Source organism: Salipiger abyssi, from assembly GCF_017311415.1.
GTDB classification, from domain to species: Bacteria; Pseudomonadota; Alphaproteobacteria; order Rhodobacterales; family Rhodobacteraceae; genus Salipiger; species Salipiger abyssi_A.
The window spans coordinates 66,206-81,400 of sequence record NZ_JAEKIS010000019.1; the positions used below are offsets into that span (position 1 = coordinate 66,206).

General features: G+C 66.6%; 14 protein-coding genes and 2 pseudogenes. 12 read left to right on the forward strand and 4 right to left on the reverse strand.

Features of this window, described 5'->3' with window-relative positions; genetic code table 11:
• Positions 1 to 93: 93 nt before the first annotated feature.
• Entirely contained in the window at positions 94 to 750 is a 657-nt protein-coding gene (locus tag I6N89_RS20630) for a DsbA family protein (protein ID WP_207020308.1), read from the reverse strand.
• A gap of 41 nt (positions 751 to 791) precedes the next feature.
• Complete coding sequence (locus I6N89_RS20635) at positions 792 to 1,298, reverse strand: DUF721 domain-containing protein (RefSeq protein ID WP_207020309.1); 507 nt, start codon at positions 1,296 to 1,298, stop codon at positions 792 to 794.
• Between the two features lie 84 nt (positions 1,299 to 1,382).
• Between I6N89_RS20635 and mutY the strand changes: the two genes are divergently transcribed.
• The 8 genes from mutY to I6N89_RS20675 all read left to right on the forward strand — a co-directional run bounded on the left by mutY (position 1,383) and on the right by I6N89_RS20675 (position 9,934).
• Positions 1,383 to 2,429 (forward strand): A/G-specific adenine glycosylase, encoded by a 1,047-nt coding sequence (mutY, locus tag I6N89_RS20640; RefSeq protein ID WP_207020310.1) that lies wholly within the window; start codon positions 1,383 to 1,385, stop codon positions 2,427 to 2,429.
• Between the two features lie 117 nt (positions 2,430 to 2,546).
• A complete protein-coding gene (locus tag I6N89_RS20645) occupies positions 2,547 to 3,689 on the forward strand; it encodes an alkane 1-monooxygenase (protein ID WP_207020311.1) in 1,143 nt (380 codons plus the stop codon).
• A gap of 179 nt (positions 3,690 to 3,868) precedes the next feature.
• Positions 3,869 to 4,261 (forward strand): cytidine deaminase, encoded by a 393-nt coding sequence (locus tag I6N89_RS20650; RefSeq protein WP_207020312.1) that lies wholly within the window; start codon positions 3,869 to 3,871, stop codon positions 4,259 to 4,261.
• Positions 4,261 to 5,550, forward strand: a complete 1,290-nt coding sequence (locus I6N89_RS20655) for a thymidine phosphorylase (protein ID WP_207020323.1) — start codon at positions 4,261 to 4,263, stop codon at positions 5,548 to 5,550. The genes I6N89_RS20650 and I6N89_RS20655 overlap by 1 nt, the downstream gene beginning before the upstream one ends.
• Positions 5,547 to 6,752: a phosphopentomutase gene (locus I6N89_RS20660; RefSeq protein WP_207020313.1), complete on the forward strand. Its 1,206-nt coding sequence runs from the start codon at positions 5,547 to 5,549 to the stop codon at positions 6,750 to 6,752. The genes I6N89_RS20655 and I6N89_RS20660 overlap by 4 nt, the downstream gene beginning before the upstream one ends.
• On the forward strand, positions 6,752 to 7,750 hold the full coding sequence (locus I6N89_RS20665) for an adenosine deaminase (protein ID WP_207020314.1): 999 nt from the start codon (positions 6,752 to 6,754) through the stop codon (positions 7,748 to 7,750). Before I6N89_RS20660 ends, I6N89_RS20665 begins: the two co-directional genes overlap by 1 nt.
• Before the next feature lie 150 nt (positions 7,751 to 7,900).
• Positions 7,901 to 8,533 (forward strand): uracil phosphoribosyltransferase, encoded by a 633-nt coding sequence (upp, locus tag I6N89_RS20670; RefSeq protein WP_076696542.1) that lies wholly within the window; start codon positions 7,901 to 7,903, stop codon positions 8,531 to 8,533.
• Between the two features lie 66 nt (positions 8,534 to 8,599).
• A complete protein-coding gene (locus I6N89_RS20675) occupies positions 8,600 to 9,934 on the forward strand; it encodes an SPOR domain-containing protein (protein WP_207020315.1) in 1,335 nt (444 codons plus the stop codon).
• Positions 9,935 to 10,003: 69 nt separating this feature from the next.
• Here I6N89_RS20675 and I6N89_RS20680 read toward each other — a convergent pair whose 3' ends face one another.
• A complete protein-coding gene (locus I6N89_RS20680; RefSeq protein ID WP_207020316.1) occupies positions 10,004 to 11,029 on the reverse strand; it encodes a hypothetical protein in 1,026 nt (341 codons plus the stop codon).
• Between the two features lie 206 nt (positions 11,030 to 11,235).
• Between I6N89_RS20680 and I6N89_RS20685 the strand changes: the two genes are divergently transcribed.
• Complete coding sequence (locus I6N89_RS20685; protein WP_207020317.1) at positions 11,236 to 11,910, forward strand: ZinT family metal-binding protein; 675 nt, start codon at positions 11,236 to 11,238, stop codon at positions 11,908 to 11,910.
• A gap of 47 nt (positions 11,911 to 11,957) precedes the next feature.
• Here I6N89_RS20685 and I6N89_RS20690 read toward each other — a convergent pair whose 3' ends face one another.
• Complete coding sequence (locus I6N89_RS20690; protein WP_207020318.1) at positions 11,958 to 13,583, reverse strand: AMP-binding protein; 1,626 nt, start codon at positions 13,581 to 13,583, stop codon at positions 11,958 to 11,960.
• 110 nt (positions 13,584 to 13,693) lie between these two features.
• Here I6N89_RS20690 and I6N89_RS20695 point away from each other — a divergent pair, with 110 nt between their 5' ends.
• From I6N89_RS20695 to I6N89_RS25565, 3 genes and pseudogenes are all read left to right on the forward strand, one after another.
• On the forward strand, positions 13,694 to 14,338 hold the full coding sequence (locus I6N89_RS20695; protein WP_207020324.1) for a sulfotransferase family 2 domain-containing protein: 645 nt from the start codon (positions 13,694 to 13,696) through the stop codon (positions 14,336 to 14,338).
• A gap of 269 nt (positions 14,339 to 14,607) precedes the next feature.
• A pseudogene (locus I6N89_RS20700) lies at positions 14,608 to 14,984 on the forward strand (transposase); the annotation flags it as partial.
• 72 nt (positions 14,985 to 15,056) lie between these two features.
• A pseudogene (locus I6N89_RS25565) lies at positions 15,057 to 15,195 on the forward strand (IS3 family transposase); the annotation flags it as partial.

The following is a 15,195-nucleotide window of genomic DNA, read 5'->3' on the forward strand; positions in this document are numbered from 1 at the left end:
GCGGGGGGTATCAAGGCGCGAATGCCCTGCGGCACCCGCGCCCTTGGTGTTTTGGACAAAACCGGACCGGTGTGCCGGTCCGGCAGGGCGGTCTTATTCCGCCGCCGCGACGCGCTCGTCGAGGATCTCGGCGAATTTGGAATAGGACATGTTGGTGTAGAGCTCGCCGTCGATCACGAAGGACGGGGTGGAGTTGAACCCGTCTTTCTCGACATTGGCCTGATACCAGGTCACCAGAGCCTTGAGCTGTTCGCCGTCGCTCATGCAGGCGTCGAGCGCATCGTTCTCAATGCCCGCGAGACGACCGATCTTGCGCAGTGCGTCGGCGACCTCGGCCTCGCTGCCCTTGCGTGCCCAGTCGTCCTGGCCGCTATAGATCATGTCGACGATGCCGAAATATTTCATCTCGCCGCCGCAGCGCGCCATCAGCGAGGCCCACATGTCGAACTTGTTGAAATAGGCCTCGCGGAAGGTGAACTTCACCTTGCCGGTATCGACATAGTTTTCCTTGATCTGCGGGAACACGGTCTCTTCGAAGGCGGCGCAGTGCGGGCAGGTGAACGAGCCGTATTCGATCACCTCGACCGGCGCGTCGGGATCGCCGAGGGTCATATCGGTGACCGTGACCTCCTCTGCGGCCTCCTGCGCGCTGGCGGCGCCGGGCAGGGTCGTGCCGCCCGGGACGGCGAGCCAGGAGCCGCCGGCGGAAAGAACGGCCGCGAGCGCGGCGGTGGTCAGGATACGCTTCATCTGTTTTCCTTCTTGTCTTCGCTCGCCCGCGCGGCGGGCCGTCAGCGTTGCGATTTGGTTATCACGTTTGCGCCCAGCCGTTCGAGCGCCTGGCGCAGCCCCTCGTCGGTCACGCCTTCGGTGGCGTTATGCGCCTCGGCGACGATTTCCGGCGTGGGGGCGGGTTTGGCGTTTGGCTTGGCGCGATGCTCGAAGGCGACGCGGCCCTCGGCAAAGCCGGTGGCGGCGGTCTGGGTGACGCGGATGCGGGCGATGGCGTTATAGCCATAGATCGCGTTGACCCGCTCGCGCAGCTCTTCCTTGCGCATCTCCAGCAGCGGCGCGTTGGCGCCGGTGGTCAGCAGCGTCAGCGTCGCACCGAGGCTGCCGCGGCCATAGCCGATCTCCACCGGGCGCGAGATCGCGGCCATCTCGGCCCCGGCGATTTCTTCCCAATGGGTGAGCACACGGGATTGCGCAAAGCCGCGGCTTTCGCTGGCGCGGCGGATGTTCTGTTTCAGAAGCCCCCCGGTCTGGGCAAAGCCGTAGGTCGTGCTGCGCCGTTTCATCTTGAATCCCTCTCTGTGGCGCTATTCTAGTGGGCGCGCCTGCGGGCGCCAGCCCGGAATCATCCAATCAAGGGAATGTCAGATTTGCGTGAAACCGCCCGCGCCACGGATTTGCTCGACTGGTACGACCGCCACGCAAGGGATCTGCCCTGGCGGGTCGGACCGCGCGCCCGCGCGGCGGGGATGCGCCCCGATCCCTATCGTGTCTGGCTTTCGGAGATCATGCTGCAACAGACCACCGTGCCGGCGGTCAAACCCTATTTCGAGGCCTTTACCGCGCGCTGGCCGACGGTCTCGGATCTGGCGGCGGCGGCGGATGCGGATGTCATGGCCGCCTGGGCCGGGCTCGGCTATTACGCCCGCGCCCGCAACCTGCTGAAATGCGCCCGCGCCGTGGCCGAAGAGCATGGCGGGGTGTTCCCCGACAGCTACGAGGGGCTGCTGGGCCTGCCGGGCATCGGCCCCTATACGGCGGGCGCCATCGCGGCCATCGCCTTCGACCTGCCGGCCACGGTGGTGGACGGCAATGTCGAGCGTGTCATGGCACGGCTGCATGACGAGCACACGCCGCTGCCGCAGGCCAAGCCGGTGCTGACCGACATGGCCGCCGCGCTGACACCGCAGCAACGGCCCGGCGATTATGCGCAGGCGGTGATGGATCTCGGCGCCACGATCTGCTCGCCGCGCAACCCGGCCTGCGGGCTCTGCCCGTGGCGGCCTTCCTGCGCCGCCTGGGAGGCGGGCACCGCGGCGGAACTGCCGAAGAAGGCGCCGAAGAAGCGCAAGCCCACGCGGCTCGGCATCGCCTATCTGGTGCGTCGGGTGGATGGCGCCTGGCTGCTCGAACGCCGGCCGGACAAGGGGCTGCTCGGCGGCATGCTGGGCTGGCCCGGCAGCGAGTGGAACGAGGCGCCCGGGGAGGCGCCGCCGATCCGCGCCGAATGGAAGACGCTGCCCGGCGAGGCGCGCCACACCTTCACGCATTTCCACCTGCGCCTGACGGTCAAGACCGCGCTGGTGCCGATGGACCGCCCCGCGACGCGCGGCGCGTTCATCGAACTGGCGGAGTTCAGCCCCTCCGACCTGCCGACGGTGATGCGCAAGGCTTACGATCTGGCGCGCGGAAGCTGAGCGCGGTTTTTCCGATTCAAAACCTCGGAAATGCGGCGGATCGTCTCGTGACGCGCTCCGGTCGCAGGAGTAAGCTCCCCCGGAACGCGCATCGGATCGCGCAAACGGAGACGGATCATGATCTCTTCGGACAAGGTCGCCCGCGTCACCGCGGCGATGCCCTTCTGGCTCACCTATATCCTGCCGCCGCTGGTGATGCTGGGCGCGGTCAGGGGCGGGCTCTGGGTGCTGCTGCCGCCGCTCGCGACCTGGTATCTGTTCTCGGCGCTGGACGTGGCGCTGGGGCTCAACAAGGAAAGCGCCGATCCGCAGACCGAGGAAAGCCGGCTCTTCTGGTACCGGCTGGGGGTGATGCTCTGGGCGCCGGTGCAGTTCGTGACGCTTTATGCGCTGATCTGGTATCTCGGCCACAGCGATCACCTGAACGGCTGGGAGAAATTCGGGGTGATGTTCGGCACCGGGGTGATGACCGGCACGGTGGGCATCGTCTATGCCCATGAGCTGCTGCATCAGTCGAACCGGCTGGAGCGCAACCTTGCCGACTGGCTGCTGGCGATGGTGCTCTATTCGCATTTCCGCTCGGAGCACCTGCTGGTGCATCACGTCTGGGTCGGCACGCCGCGCGACGCGGTGACGGCGCGCTACAACGAGGGGTTCCACCGCTATTATCCGCGGGTGCTGCGCGAATGCCCGGCCTCGGCCTTCCGCGCCGAGGCGGCCATGCTTGCGCGGCGCAAGCTGCCCTGGTGGCACCGGCGCAACCCGTTCTGGAAATACGCGGCCCTGCAACTGGCGATGCTGGCGCTGGCGGTGTTGCTGGCGGGCTGGTCGGGGCTTTTGTTCTTTGTCGTGCAGGCGGGGGTGGCGATCTGGCAGCTCGAGCTGACCAATTACGTGGAGCATTACGCGCTGACCCGGCGCCATCTGGGCGACGGCAGATACGAGCATGTGAAGCCGCATCACTCGTGGAACTCGGCGCATACGGCGACGAACTGGCTGCTGATCAATCTTCAGCGCCATTCCGATCACCATTACAAGCCCGACCGCCGCTTTCCGCTGTTGCAGAATTACGAGGAACGCGAGGCGCCGCAGCTGCCCTATGGCTATCCGATCATGACCATGGCGGCGATGGTGCCGCCGCTCTGGCGCCGGATCATGAACCCGAAGGTCAGGGCCTGGCGCAAGGCCTGGTATCCCGACATCGAGGACTGGAAGCCCTACAATCGCGCCAGCACCCCGATGCCGCGCCGGGCGAGCTGAGAGGCCGCGCGCTGCTCTGGGTGCCGTGCGGGCGGCGCGGTATATTTGGAGTATTTGGAGAAAGATGAAGGGGCGGGGCGGCGCCTCGCTCCTGCCGTGCGGGCAGGGGAATGCGGCCTTGCAATCAGGGCGTGGGCCTCGCAAACATGAGGCCCGGTTCCGGTTCAGGAGGCAGAGCGATGGATCTTGAGAAAGCCGCGCGGGCGGTGCGCGAGAACGCCTATGTGCCCTATTCGCGCTTCAAGGTGGGGGCGGCGCTGCGCACGCCCTCGGGCGCGGTCTATGTCGGCTGCAATGTCGAGAACGTGGCCTATCCCGAAGGCACCTGCGCCGAGGCCGGCGCCATCGCCGCCATGATCGCCGCCGGCGAGACCGAGATCGCCGAGGCCTATGTGATCGCCGACAGCGCTCATCCGGTGCCGCCCTGCGGCGGCTGCCGGCAGAAGCTGGCGGAATTCGCGCGCTCGGAGGCGAAGGTGACGCTGGCCACGGTGGACGGGGCCGAGCTGGTTACGACGGTGGCCGAGCTGCTGCCCGGCGCCTTCGATCCGGGGCATATGGAGCGCGCATGATGGAGGCGAGGGCGGTGATCGCGGCGCTGCGGCGCGGAGAGGACCCGACGGCGGAAGGGCTGCGCTGGTTCGCCAAGGGGCTGGCGGACGGCTCTGTCAGCGCGGCGCAGGCCGGGGCCTTTGCCATGGGGATCTGCCTGCGCGGGCTCAGCGAGGAGAACCGCGTGGCGCTGACGCTGGCGATGCGCGATTCGGGCCATGTGATGCGCTGGGATCTCGACGGGCCGGTGGTCGACAAGCACTCTACCGGCGGGGTCGGCGATTGCGTGTCGCTGGTGCTGGCGCCGGCGCTTGCTGCCTGCGGCGTCTATGTGCCGATGATCTCGGGGCGGGGCCTGGGCCATACCGGCGGCACGCTCGACAAGCTCGACGCAATCCCGGGCTATGCGGTGGCGCCCGACGAGGCGCGGTTTCGCCAGGTGGTGCGCGAGGCCGGATGTGCGATTGTCTCGGCCAGCGCCGAGATCGCCCCCGCCGACCGCAGGCTCTATGCTGTGCGCGACGTGACCGCGACGGTGGAGAGCCTCGATCTCATCACCTCCTCGATCCTGTCGAAGAAACTGGCGGCGGGGCTGGAGGGGCTGGTACTCGACGTGAAGGTCGGCTCCGGCGCCTTCATGAAGACCGACGAAGAGGCGCGCGCGCTGGCGCAGGCGCTGGTGTCCACCGCCAACGCTGCCGGCTGCCCGACCACCGCCTTTGTCACCGATATGAACCAGCCGATTGCCGCGGCGCTGGGCAATACGCTGGAGGTGGACGCGGCGATGCGCGTGCTGACCGGGCGCGATCAGGGGCCGCTCTACGAGCTGACGCTGGCGCTGGGCGCGGCGCTGCTGGAGGGGGCGGGGATTGCCGATCCAGAGGCGAAGCTGCGCGCGGCGCTCGATGGCGGGGCCGCCGCCGAGCGCATGGGGCGCATGGTTTACGGGCTGGGCGGGCCGATGAATTTTGTCGAGGACTGGGGGCGTTACCTGCCCGAGGCGACGGTGATCCGTGAGATCCCGGCGCCTGTTTCCGGCCATGTCGCGTCGATTGACGGTGAGGCGCTGGGCCTTGCGGTGGTGCGGCTGGGCGGCGGGCGCACGGTCGAGACCGACCGGATCGACCCGGCGGTGGGGCTCTCGGATGTGGTGCGGCTGGGCGCGCGCGTCGAGCAGGGGGGGCCGCTGGCGCGGATTCACGCGGCGCGCGAGGATCAGGCCGAGGAAGCGATCCGCGTGGTGCAGAACGCCATCGCGCTGGGCGATTCCGCCGAGGCCGGGCCGCTGGTCCGGGAGCGCATCGTATGAGAGCCTTTCTGGTGGTGATGGATTCGGTGGGCATCGGCGGCGCACCGGATGCAGGGGCGTATTTCAACGACGGCCATCCCGATACCGGCGCCAACACCGTGTTGCACATCGCCGAGGCCTGCGCCCGGGGTGAAGCGGAAGAGGGGCGCAGCGGGCCGTTGCACCTGCCCAATCTCGACGCGCTGGGGCTGGGCCGGGCGGTGGAGCTGGCCAGCGGCAGGCTGCCGCCGGGGCTGGGCGCTGCGCCGCGCGGGCTCTGGGGCGCCGCGACGGAGCGCTCGAAGGGCAAGGACACGCCCTCGGGCCACTGGGAGCTGGCCGGGCTGCCGGTGCCCTGGGACTGGCATTATTTTCCCGATACCCAGCCCGCCTTTCCGGCGGATCTCATGGCGAAGGTCTGCGAGATCGCGGGCACCGAGGGGACGCTGGCCAATTGCCACGGCTCGGGCACGGTGATGCTGGAACGCTTCGGGGCCGAGCATCTGCGCACGGGCTGGCCGATCTGCTACACCTCCGCCGACAGCGTGTTCCAGATCGCCGCGCATGAGGAGCGCTTCGGTCTCGACCGGCTGCTATCGCTTTGCGAGAGCATCGCGCCGCTGCTGCATGAGATGAGGGTGGGGCGGGTGATCGCGCGGCCTTTCGTCGGGCAAGAGGGCAGTTTTGCCCGCACCGCCAACCGGCACGACTACGCCATCCGTCCGCCCGAGCCGGTGCTGACCAATTGGGTGCAGGAGGCCGGCGGCACGGTGCATGCGGTGGGCAAGATCGGCGATATCTTCTCGATGGAGGGGATCGACGCCTTGCACAAAGGCGACGATGCCACGCTGATGAGCCATCTCGGACGGCTTGTGGATAACTCCGGGGACGGTTCTCTGACCTTCGCGAATTTTGTCGAGTTCGACAGCCTTTACGGGCACCGGCGAAATGTCTCGGGCTATGCCCGTGCGCTGGAATGGTTCGATGCCGAGCTTGGCCGGCTGCTGCCACGCTTGCGCAAAGGCGACATGTTGCTGATCACCGCCGATCACGGCAACGACCCTACATGGCGGGGCACCGATCACACCCGCGAGCGGGTGCCGGTGCTGGTGGCCGGCAAGGGCGCGGGCTGCGCCGGGCAGGTCGGGTTTGCCGATGTCGCTGCCAGCGTTGCGGCGCATCTCGGGGTTGCGGCGCGTGGCGCCGGGAGGAGTTTCCTGTGATGGACGAAGAGCGTCTGGCGGCGATCCGTGCGCTGCCCAAGGTCGAGCTGCACCTGCATCTGGAGGGCGCCGCGCCGCCGGCGTTTATCCGGGGGCTGGCGCAGGAGAAATCCGTGCGGCTCGACGGGGTCTTTGCCGGGAACGGCAGCTATGCCTACACGGATTTCGGGCATTTTCTGGAGGTTTACGAGGCCGCGACCTCTGTTCTGAAGGGGCCCGAGGATTACGCGCGCCTCGTCACCGCCGTGCTTGAGGAAAGCGCCGCAAACGGTGTGATCTATTCGGAAACCTTCCTGTCGCCAGATTTCTGCGGCGGCGGAGATCTCGGCGCCTGGCGGGATTATCTGCACGCAATGCGCGAGGCGGCGGAGGCGGCGGAGCGCGATATGGGCATCGCCCTGCGCGGCATCGTCACCTGCATCCGGCATTTCGGCCCCGAGAAGGCCAAGCGCGCCGCGCTCTGCGCCGCCGAGACGGCGGGCGACTGGCTGGTGGGCTTTGGCATGGCGGGCGACGAGAACCGGGGTAGCCCGAAAGATTTCGCCTACGGCTTCGACATGGCGCGCGAGGCGGGGCTGAAGCTCACCTGCCATGCCGGCGAGTGGCGCGGGCCGCGCGAAGTGGCCGAAGCGATCGACGATTTGAGAGTCGCACGCATCGGCCACGGGGTGCGATCCATCGAGGATCTGGCGCTTGTGGATAAGATCGTGGAGAACGGGATTGTCCTAGAGGTTTGCCCGGGTTCCAACGTGACGCTCGGGGTTTACCCGAAGCTCTCGGCGCATCCGATTGAGAAACTGCGCGAACGCGGCGTGAAGGTGACCGTCTCGACCGACGATCCGCCGTTCTTTCACACCAGCATGGCCGATGAATACGAGGCGCTGGCGCGGGTCTTTGGCTGGGACGAGGAGGTCTTTGCCGAGATCGCCCGCACGTCCGCCGAGGCCGCGTTCTGCGACGAGGAGACCCGCGCGGCACTGCTCAAACGGCTGGGCTGAGCGGCGGCTGGCACGGCGGGCGGTGGGCAAGAATTGCCCACCCTACGGGCCGCGGCCCTGTGGTTTCGGTTTCGCGCGCGGCACGCCGTTGCGGGGGCGGGGCGGCATCGCTATGGAAATAGGCGATACGCCAAGAAGGAGCGCCCGCGCATGAAACAGCATCTCACCGTCGTCGATCACCCGTTGGTGCAGCACAAGCTGACCCTGATGCGCGAAAGGGACACCTCGACCGCGTCCTTCCGCCAGCTCCTGCGCGAGATCAGCCTGCTGCTCGCCTATGAGGTCACCCACGAGCTGCCGGTGACCAGCAAAAAGATCGAGACGCCGCTCTGCGAGATGGAAGCGCCGGTGATCGAGGGCAAGAAGCTGGTGCTGGTGTCGATCCTGCGCGCCGGCAACGGGCTGCTCGACGGGATTCTGGAGCTGGTGCCGGCGGCGCGGGTGGGCTTTGTCGGGCTCTATCGCGACGAGGAAACGCTGAAGCCGGTGCAGTATTACTTCAAGGTGCCGAAGAATTTGCAGGACCGTACGGTGATCGTGGTCGATCCGATGTTGGCGACGGGCAATTCCTCTGCTGCGGCCATCGACCTGATGAAGGAGGCCGGCGCCAGGGATATCCGTTTCCTCTGCCTGCTGGCGGCGCCGGAAGGCGTGGCGCGGATGAAGGAGGCGCACCCGGATGTGCCCATCGTCACAGCCTCGCTCGATAGCCACTTGAACGAAAAGGGTTATATCGTTCCGGGACTAGGGGATGCGGGTGACCGGATGTTCGGCACAAAATAAGCCGTGCTTACGCTTTACAGCATCAAGCGGATATTGCATGCTGGCCGCATTTATCTGGGGGCAGACATGCGATTGAAAACACTGGCGATCCTTGCCTTGGCCGCGGCCCCGAGCATCGGCGCGGCACCGTCGCTGGCTCAGGGCATCACCACCATCGACACGCCGGCGGAACTGCCGCCGTCGAGCTATTCCGGCCGGCAGTATGTCGACAGCCGGGGCTGCGTCTTTGTGCGGGCGGGGTTCGATGGTGCGGTGATCTGGGTGCCCCGGGTGACCCGTGACCGGGATCAGGTCTGCGGCTATGCGCCGACCCTCGGCAAGACGACGCAGACCGCGGCGGCCCCGGCGCCGAAACCCGCTGCCAAACCCGCGCCGAAGACGGCGGCCAAACCCAGCCCGGCGCCTGCGCCGACCCGTGTGAGCCGCAGCGCGAAACCCATCGAGACCGTGGCCTCGAAGCCTGCGCCGAAACCGCGCGTTGTCAAGGCGCCGGCTTCCAAGCCGCCCTCGGCGCCGCCGCCGAAGACCGTGGTCAAGACCGTTCCGAAACCCGTTGCTCCGGCACCGCAGCCGCAGCGTGTGGTCAAGGTTGCGCCGGGGCGGGGCTGCCCTGCGAATTACACCGGCACGATTATGCGAGATGGCATGCAGGTACGCTGCGGCCCGCAATCGAGCCCCTTCGTCACCGAGATCCGCCGAGGCGAGGCGCCGAGCGCGGGCAAGAACGTCTATTACAATTACGGCAACGGGCGCGGCAGCTGGGACGACAGCCGTCTCGGCACGGTTACGGACGACCCGGTTGCCCTGGCTGGCCGGCCGGGCACGCGTATTGTGCCCGATCAGGTCTGGGAAAGCCGCTCCGAGGTGCCGCCGGTGGTGCCCGCGGGCTATCGCCCCGCCTGGGAGGACGATAGGCTGAATCCTTACCGCGCCTGGCAGACGGTCGACGGGTTCTATGCCACGCAGAAACGCTGGACCAACACCGTGCCACGTCAGAACCTGCCCTATGCGCGGCGCATCCCCGCGCGTGAGCCCGTGGTGCTCTACCGGGCCGAGGCGCCGGCCATGTCACCGGTGATCGCCACCAGCGGGCGGAGCCCGGCACAGGAGCGCGCGTCGCGTAACCCTGTGATCTCGACCCGGTCGGCACCGGTGAACGCCGCCGCGCCCAGAAGCGCGCCGCGCTATGTGGAGATCGGGCTCTTTACCACCAAAGCCAAGGCGGCTGCCGCCGCGCGCCGTCTGACAGGCGCAGGCCTGCCGGTGCGCTATGCCCGGACGGGCGGCGATGCACCGCAGCAGCGCCGCGTCGTGGTCGGCCCCTATCGCAGTGCGTCGGCTCTGGATGCGGCGCTGAGCCGGGTGCATGCGACGGGGTATGTGCAGGCCTATACGCGCTGAGCCGGGCGCTTTCGGATTGAGCTCAGACCCCCGCTGCGGAGACGTGGCGGGGGTTTTCCGTTTGCGGGCTCAGCCGCCGCAGATGCTCTGCAACCGCACCCAGTCGGCATCGGAGAGCACCAGCCGGCTGCCCTCGCCGGCATAGGGATCGGCCTCGATCAGCGCGAGCGTGCTTTCACCGGTCATGTCGCGGGCAAAGGCATAGGGCGAGCTGCGGAGCTGTGCGGTGCCGAAGGCGCGCAGTAGCGCATCGGTGGGCAGCGGCGCCGCGTCGCGGGTGAGCAGCGTCTCGGCATAGGAATCGAGCGCACCGTCGGGCAGGCTGCCGGTGGTCAGCAGCCGCAGCGACGACCACAGCCCGGCATGCTCCAGCAGGTCGCCCAGCGGATCGGTACGGCGCGCGCGCAGCGCCTCGGCGAGGATATAGCCCGCCGCGATATCGGGGTCTTCGTGATCCTCGATCAGCGCGCGATTCATCAGGATCAGCCCGCCGGGCAGATGCGCCGTCTCGCGCACGCCGCCGGGCAAGACAACCAGATCGTCCTGCCGGGTCTCGCCCAGCACCCGCAGCGCCAGGTGGCGCAGCGGCTGGCGCGCCTCTTCGGTCATGCAGGGCTGACCGGCGACGCGGGTGATCCGCGACAGCAGCGCCGTGCCGATCTCCTCGCGCTTGACCGTGGGCACGACGCGCTCGGTGTGCTTGAGCAGCGCGCCGGGCAGCCAGAACAGCGCGCCCGCCAGCAGCACCGTGGCCACACCGCCGATCAGGTAGAGCCGCAGCTTGCCGGGGCGCGGGCGGCGGCGGTCGATGGCGCGCAGCAGCCGCTCGATGGCCTCGATCATCGTGGTTTCGTCCTCGGCGAGTTCCAGCGTCTCGCCGGGATCGCCGTCGGGGTGATAGATCGCCGGGCGCTGGCCCTTGTTGGCGCGCCGCACGGCGGGCAGGGACCAGTGCGCCAGCGCCCGTCCGGAGAATTCGGAAATGGTCAGAGAGGCATCGCCCAGCGACACGATCACCTCCCGGCGCTGCGCTCCGGGTTCGGGCCGCCACAGGCCCGAGGCTTCCAGCCGTTCATATTGTTTGAGTGCCGTCATGGCGGGCTGCTCTGCCTCGTTTCGGTGCAATGTAGCATGCGCGCGCGGCCATGGGCAATGCGGTGGCCACGGCGCTCCTCGCCGATGCGGGAATTTCCCGCGCCGCCCCATTGCCTGTCGCCAAACTTTGCGATAGCGAAGGTGTGTTATGTAATAACATTACATTTACAGATAATCTGTGCTGACTGAAGAAAAGGTTCCCTTCCATGCAAAAGACCCTCACCGGATCTCTTGGCGCCATTGCGCTGTCTTCGCTGCTCTGCCTGGCAGGCCCGATGCAGGCGCAAGCCGACGATCACGCGCATGACCACGATCACGCACATACCCATGACGACAGCGCCGATGCAGCGCAGATTTACAAGGGCTATTTCCAGGATTCCCAGATCGCCGACCGTCCGCTCTCGGACTGGGAAGGCGAATGGCAGTCGGTCTATCCGCTGTTGCAGGACGGCACGCTCGATCCGGTGATGGCCGACAAGGCGGCGCATGGCGACAAGAGCGCCGAGGACTACCGTGCTTATTACGACACCGGCTATGCCACCGATGTCGACCGGATCGAGATCGACGGCGCGACGGTGCGTTTCTTCACCGGCGCCGACAGCGTGTCGGGCACCTATGAAAGCGACGGCTACGAGGTACTGACCTACGATTCCGGCAATCGCGGCGTGCGCTTCATCTTCGAGAAGACCGAGGGCGACGATGCCGCGCCGGGCTTTATCCAGTTCAGCGACCACCGCATCGCGCCGTCGGTGTCTGACCACTACCACCTGTACTGGGGCGACGACCGCGAGGCGCTGCTGAGCGAACTGACCAACTGGCCGACCTACTACCCCGCGACGCTCAGCCCCGAGCAGATCGTCTCGGAGATGCTGGCGCATTAAGCCCGGCGCGAGCGGTGCCTGCCCGGATGCCCGGGCAGGCATGACGGTCAGAGATCCTTTGCTCGCGCCCGCAGCTGGAACTTCTGGATCTTGCCGGTAGAGGTCTTGGGCAGTTCCTCGAACACCACTTTCTTCGGCGTCTTGAACCCCGCCAGCCGCTCGCGGGAAAAGGCGATCAGCTCCGCCTCGCTGGCCTCGTGGCCAGGTTTCAGCTCGACAAAGGCGCAGGGCACCTCGCCCCATTTCTCGTCTGGCTTCGCCACCACCGCGCAGAGCAGCACAGATTCATGCGCCATCAGCGTGTTTTCGACCTCGACCGAGGAGATGTTCTCGCCGCCGGAGATGATGATGTCCTTCGCCCGGTCGGCGATCTGGAGATAGCTGTCGGGATGCAGCACGGCGATGTCGCCGGAATGGAAGTAGCCGCCCTCGAAGGCCTCGCGGGTGGCCTTGGGCGCCTTGAGATAGCCCTTCATCACGCCATTGCCGCGATGCATGATCTCGCCCTTGGTCTCGCCGTCCATGGCGACGATGTTCATCTGCTCGTCCATGACAGTGACATGCTGCATGAAGGGCATGCCGACGCCCTGGCGCGCCTTCATCGCGGCGCGGTCACCGCCCTGCATGTGATCCCAGCTCCCCTGCCAGGCGCATTCCACATCCGGCCCGTAGGTCTCGGTCAGCCCGTAGACCTGGGTGACGTTGAACCCCATGGTCTCGATCTTGGCGAGCGTGGCGGGGGCAGGGGGCGCGCCGGCGGTGAAGACCTCGACCACATGGTCGAAGGCGCGCTTTTCCTCCTCCTTGGCGTTGACGATCATGTTCAGCACGATGGGCGCGCCGCCGAAATGGGTCACGCCTTCGTCGGCGATGGCGTCGTAGATATTATGCGCGGCGATGTCGCGGCAGCAGACCACGGTGCCGCCCACGGCGGGCATCATCCAAGTGTGGCACCAGCCGTTGCAGTGAAACAGCGGCACGATGGTCAGGTAGACCGGATGCAGCGTGATGCGCCAGCTCAGCACCTGACCCATGGCGTTGAGATAGGCGCCGCGATGGTGATAGACCACGCCCTTGGGCCGCCCGGTGGTGCCCGAGGTGTAGTTGAGCGCGAGGCTCTCCCATTCGTCCTCGGGCAGGATCCAGTCGAAATCGGGATCGCCGGTGGCGAGGAACTCCTCGTATTCCTGATATTCGCCCAGATGCGGCGCGCCGCCATGCGGGTCGGCGACCTCGATCACCGTGGGCGCCTCGGTCTCCATCATCTCGATGGCCTCGGCCAGATGCGGGATGAACTGCGGATCGCAGAGCACCACCTTGGCCTCGCCGTGATCGAGGATATAGGCGATGGTGTCGATATCGAGCCGGGTGTTGATCGTGTTCAGCACCGCGCCGCAGGCGGGCACGCCGAAATGCGCCTCGGCCTGGGCGGGGATGTTGGGCAGGATGGTGGCCACCACATCGCCGGGGGCGATGCCGATTTTCGTCAGCGCGGAGGCGAGCCGGGTGACGCGTTCGTAATACTCGGCATAGGTCTTGCGATGCGGGCCATAGACCACCGCCATGTGGTCGGGATAGACCTGTCTGGCGCGGATCAGGAAGGAAAGCGGAGTGAGCGGCACGAAATTCGCCGCGCATTTTCCCAGTCCGGTTTCATTGGCAAGCCAGCCCATGGCGTCCTCCCTCGATAGCTCGTGCTCGGGACTATGCGCAGTCGTAGCGATGTGGAAAAGCCCCGAATCGGGGATTTTCGTCTTTGAAACGTAGGGTTATTCTGACGCCCATGATCATCTCTCCGGGCCGCCGCTATATCTTTGTGCATATCCCCAAGACCGGCGGCACCTCAATGGCGGCGGCGCTGGAAGCACGGGCGCATCGCGACGATATCCTGATCGGCGATACGCCGAAGGCGCGCAGGCGGCGGGGGCGGGTGAAGCGGCTTTCCGCGCGCGGGCGGCTGTGGAAACATTCGACACTGGCGGATATCGACGGGGTGCTGAGCCCCGGGGAGATCGGCGCCCTGTTCACCTTCACGCTGGTGCGCAACCCGTGGGACAGGATGGTGAGCTATTACCACTGGCTGCAAACGCAGCGCTTCGAGCACCCGGCGGTGCGGCTGGCGCAGGCACTTGATTTCGCAGATTTCCTGGCGCATCCGCAGATCGCCGCCAGCCTGCGCGCGGCCCCCTACGCCAGCTATATGCGCGATGTGACCGGTCGGGAGCGCGCGGATCTCTATCTGCGGCTGGAGCATCTGGAGGCAGATCTGGCGCCGCTTGAGGCGCATCTGGGCTTTCGCCCGGAGATTGGACGCGAGAACGCCTCGGCGCGGGCGAAGGATTACCGGGGATATTATACCGAGGCGACGGCGGCGCTGGTCGGGGCTTTTTGCGCCGAGGATATCGCCCGGTTCGGCTATGCGTTCTGAAAGCGTCGCGCCCGGCGCTGCGGGCGTTGCACGGGCGGGCAGGTCGGTCTGCCTCCGGCGGGGATATTTGCAGCCAATGGAAGAACCGGAAGAGGGAAGACAGCCCGCCTTGCGTGGAGGCGGGCTGCCAGAAGCGCTGGGCTTCCACTGGCGCGGTCATCGGCGTCCCCGCCTGTACCGCATGACCGATATCGCCGGTTAACCTTAGGCGATTATATACTTGGAAAAGCAATCGACAATTCTTACATCAGCTTCAAGGGGATAGATCCATGAACCTGACCGATCCCATGTTCACCGATAAAGACGCCGCCCGAGAGTATCTTGAGGCGACCCGTTGGGCGGATGGTGTATACTGCCCGCACTGCGGCGGCGCCGAGAAGTGCAAGAAGCTGGAAGGTAAGTCGCATCGCCCCAGCCTCTACCAGTGTGGTGATTGCCGCAAGCAGTTCACTGTGACCGTGGCACCGTTTTCGAACGCTCTAAGGTGCCGCTCAACAAGTGGATGTTGGCCACCTTCCTCATGGCCTCGTCCAAGAAGGGCATTTCGGCCCACCAACTGCACCGCTCCATCGGTGTCACTTACAAGACCGCGTGGTTCATGTTTCACCGCACCCGAGAAGCTACGCGCGAAGGCTCCCTCGGCCCCACAATGTGGAGTAGCCCGCTGAAAGTGGTCCACCAACTGGGATAGATTATCCCTCAAATTGGAGGATCAGCGATGGCTGGAAAGCGAGAGAAGCCCGAAGAGATTGTATCGAAGCTTCGGCAGGTTGAGGTGTTGCAAGGGCAAGGGGCGACGATTGCCGAGGCGGTGCGCCAGATTGGCGTGACGCAGCAGACGTTCTATCGATGGCGGA

Coding starts and splice junctions, on each gene's coding strand:
- I6N89_RS20660 (WP_207020313.1), top strand. CDS start 5,547: ATGAGAGCCTTTCTGGTGGTGATGGATTCGGTGGGCATCGGCGGCGCA.
- I6N89_RS20650 (WP_207020312.1), top strand. CDS start 3,869: ATGGATCTTGAGAAAGCCGCGCGGGCGGTGCGCGAGAACGCCTATGTG.
- I6N89_RS20690 (WP_207020318.1), bottom strand. CDS start 13,583: ATGGGCTGGCTTGCCAATGAAACCGGACTGGGAAAATGCGCGGCGAAT.
- I6N89_RS20645 (WP_207020311.1), top strand. CDS start 2,547: ATGATCTCTTCGGACAAGGTCGCCCGCGTCACCGCGGCGATGCCCTTC.
- I6N89_RS20695 (WP_207020324.1), top strand. CDS start 13,694: ATGATCATCTCTCCGGGCCGCCGCTATATCTTTGTGCATATCCCCAAG.
- I6N89_RS20630 (WP_207020308.1), bottom strand. CDS start 750: ATGAAGCGTATCCTGACCACCGCCGCGCTCGCGGCCGTTCTTTCCGCC.
- upp (WP_076696542.1), top strand. CDS start 7,901: ATGAAACAGCATCTCACCGTCGTCGATCACCCGTTGGTGCAGCACAAG.
- I6N89_RS20680 (WP_207020316.1), bottom strand. CDS start 11,029: ATGACGGCACTCAAACAATATGAACGGCTGGAAGCCTCGGGCCTGTGG.
- I6N89_RS20635 (WP_207020309.1), bottom strand. CDS start 1,298: ATGAAACGGCGCAGCACGACCTACGGCTTTGCCCAGACCGGGGGGCTT.
- I6N89_RS20665 (WP_207020314.1), top strand. CDS start 6,752: ATGGACGAAGAGCGTCTGGCGGCGATCCGTGCGCTGCCCAAGGTCGAG.
- I6N89_RS20685 (WP_207020317.1), top strand. CDS start 11,236: ATGCAAAAGACCCTCACCGGATCTCTTGGCGCCATTGCGCTGTCTTCG.
- I6N89_RS20655 (WP_207020323.1), top strand. CDS start 4,261: ATGGAGGCGAGGGCGGTGATCGCGGCGCTGCGGCGCGGAGAGGACCCG.
- I6N89_RS20675 (WP_207020315.1), top strand. CDS start 8,600: ATGCGATTGAAAACACTGGCGATCCTTGCCTTGGCCGCGGCCCCGAGC.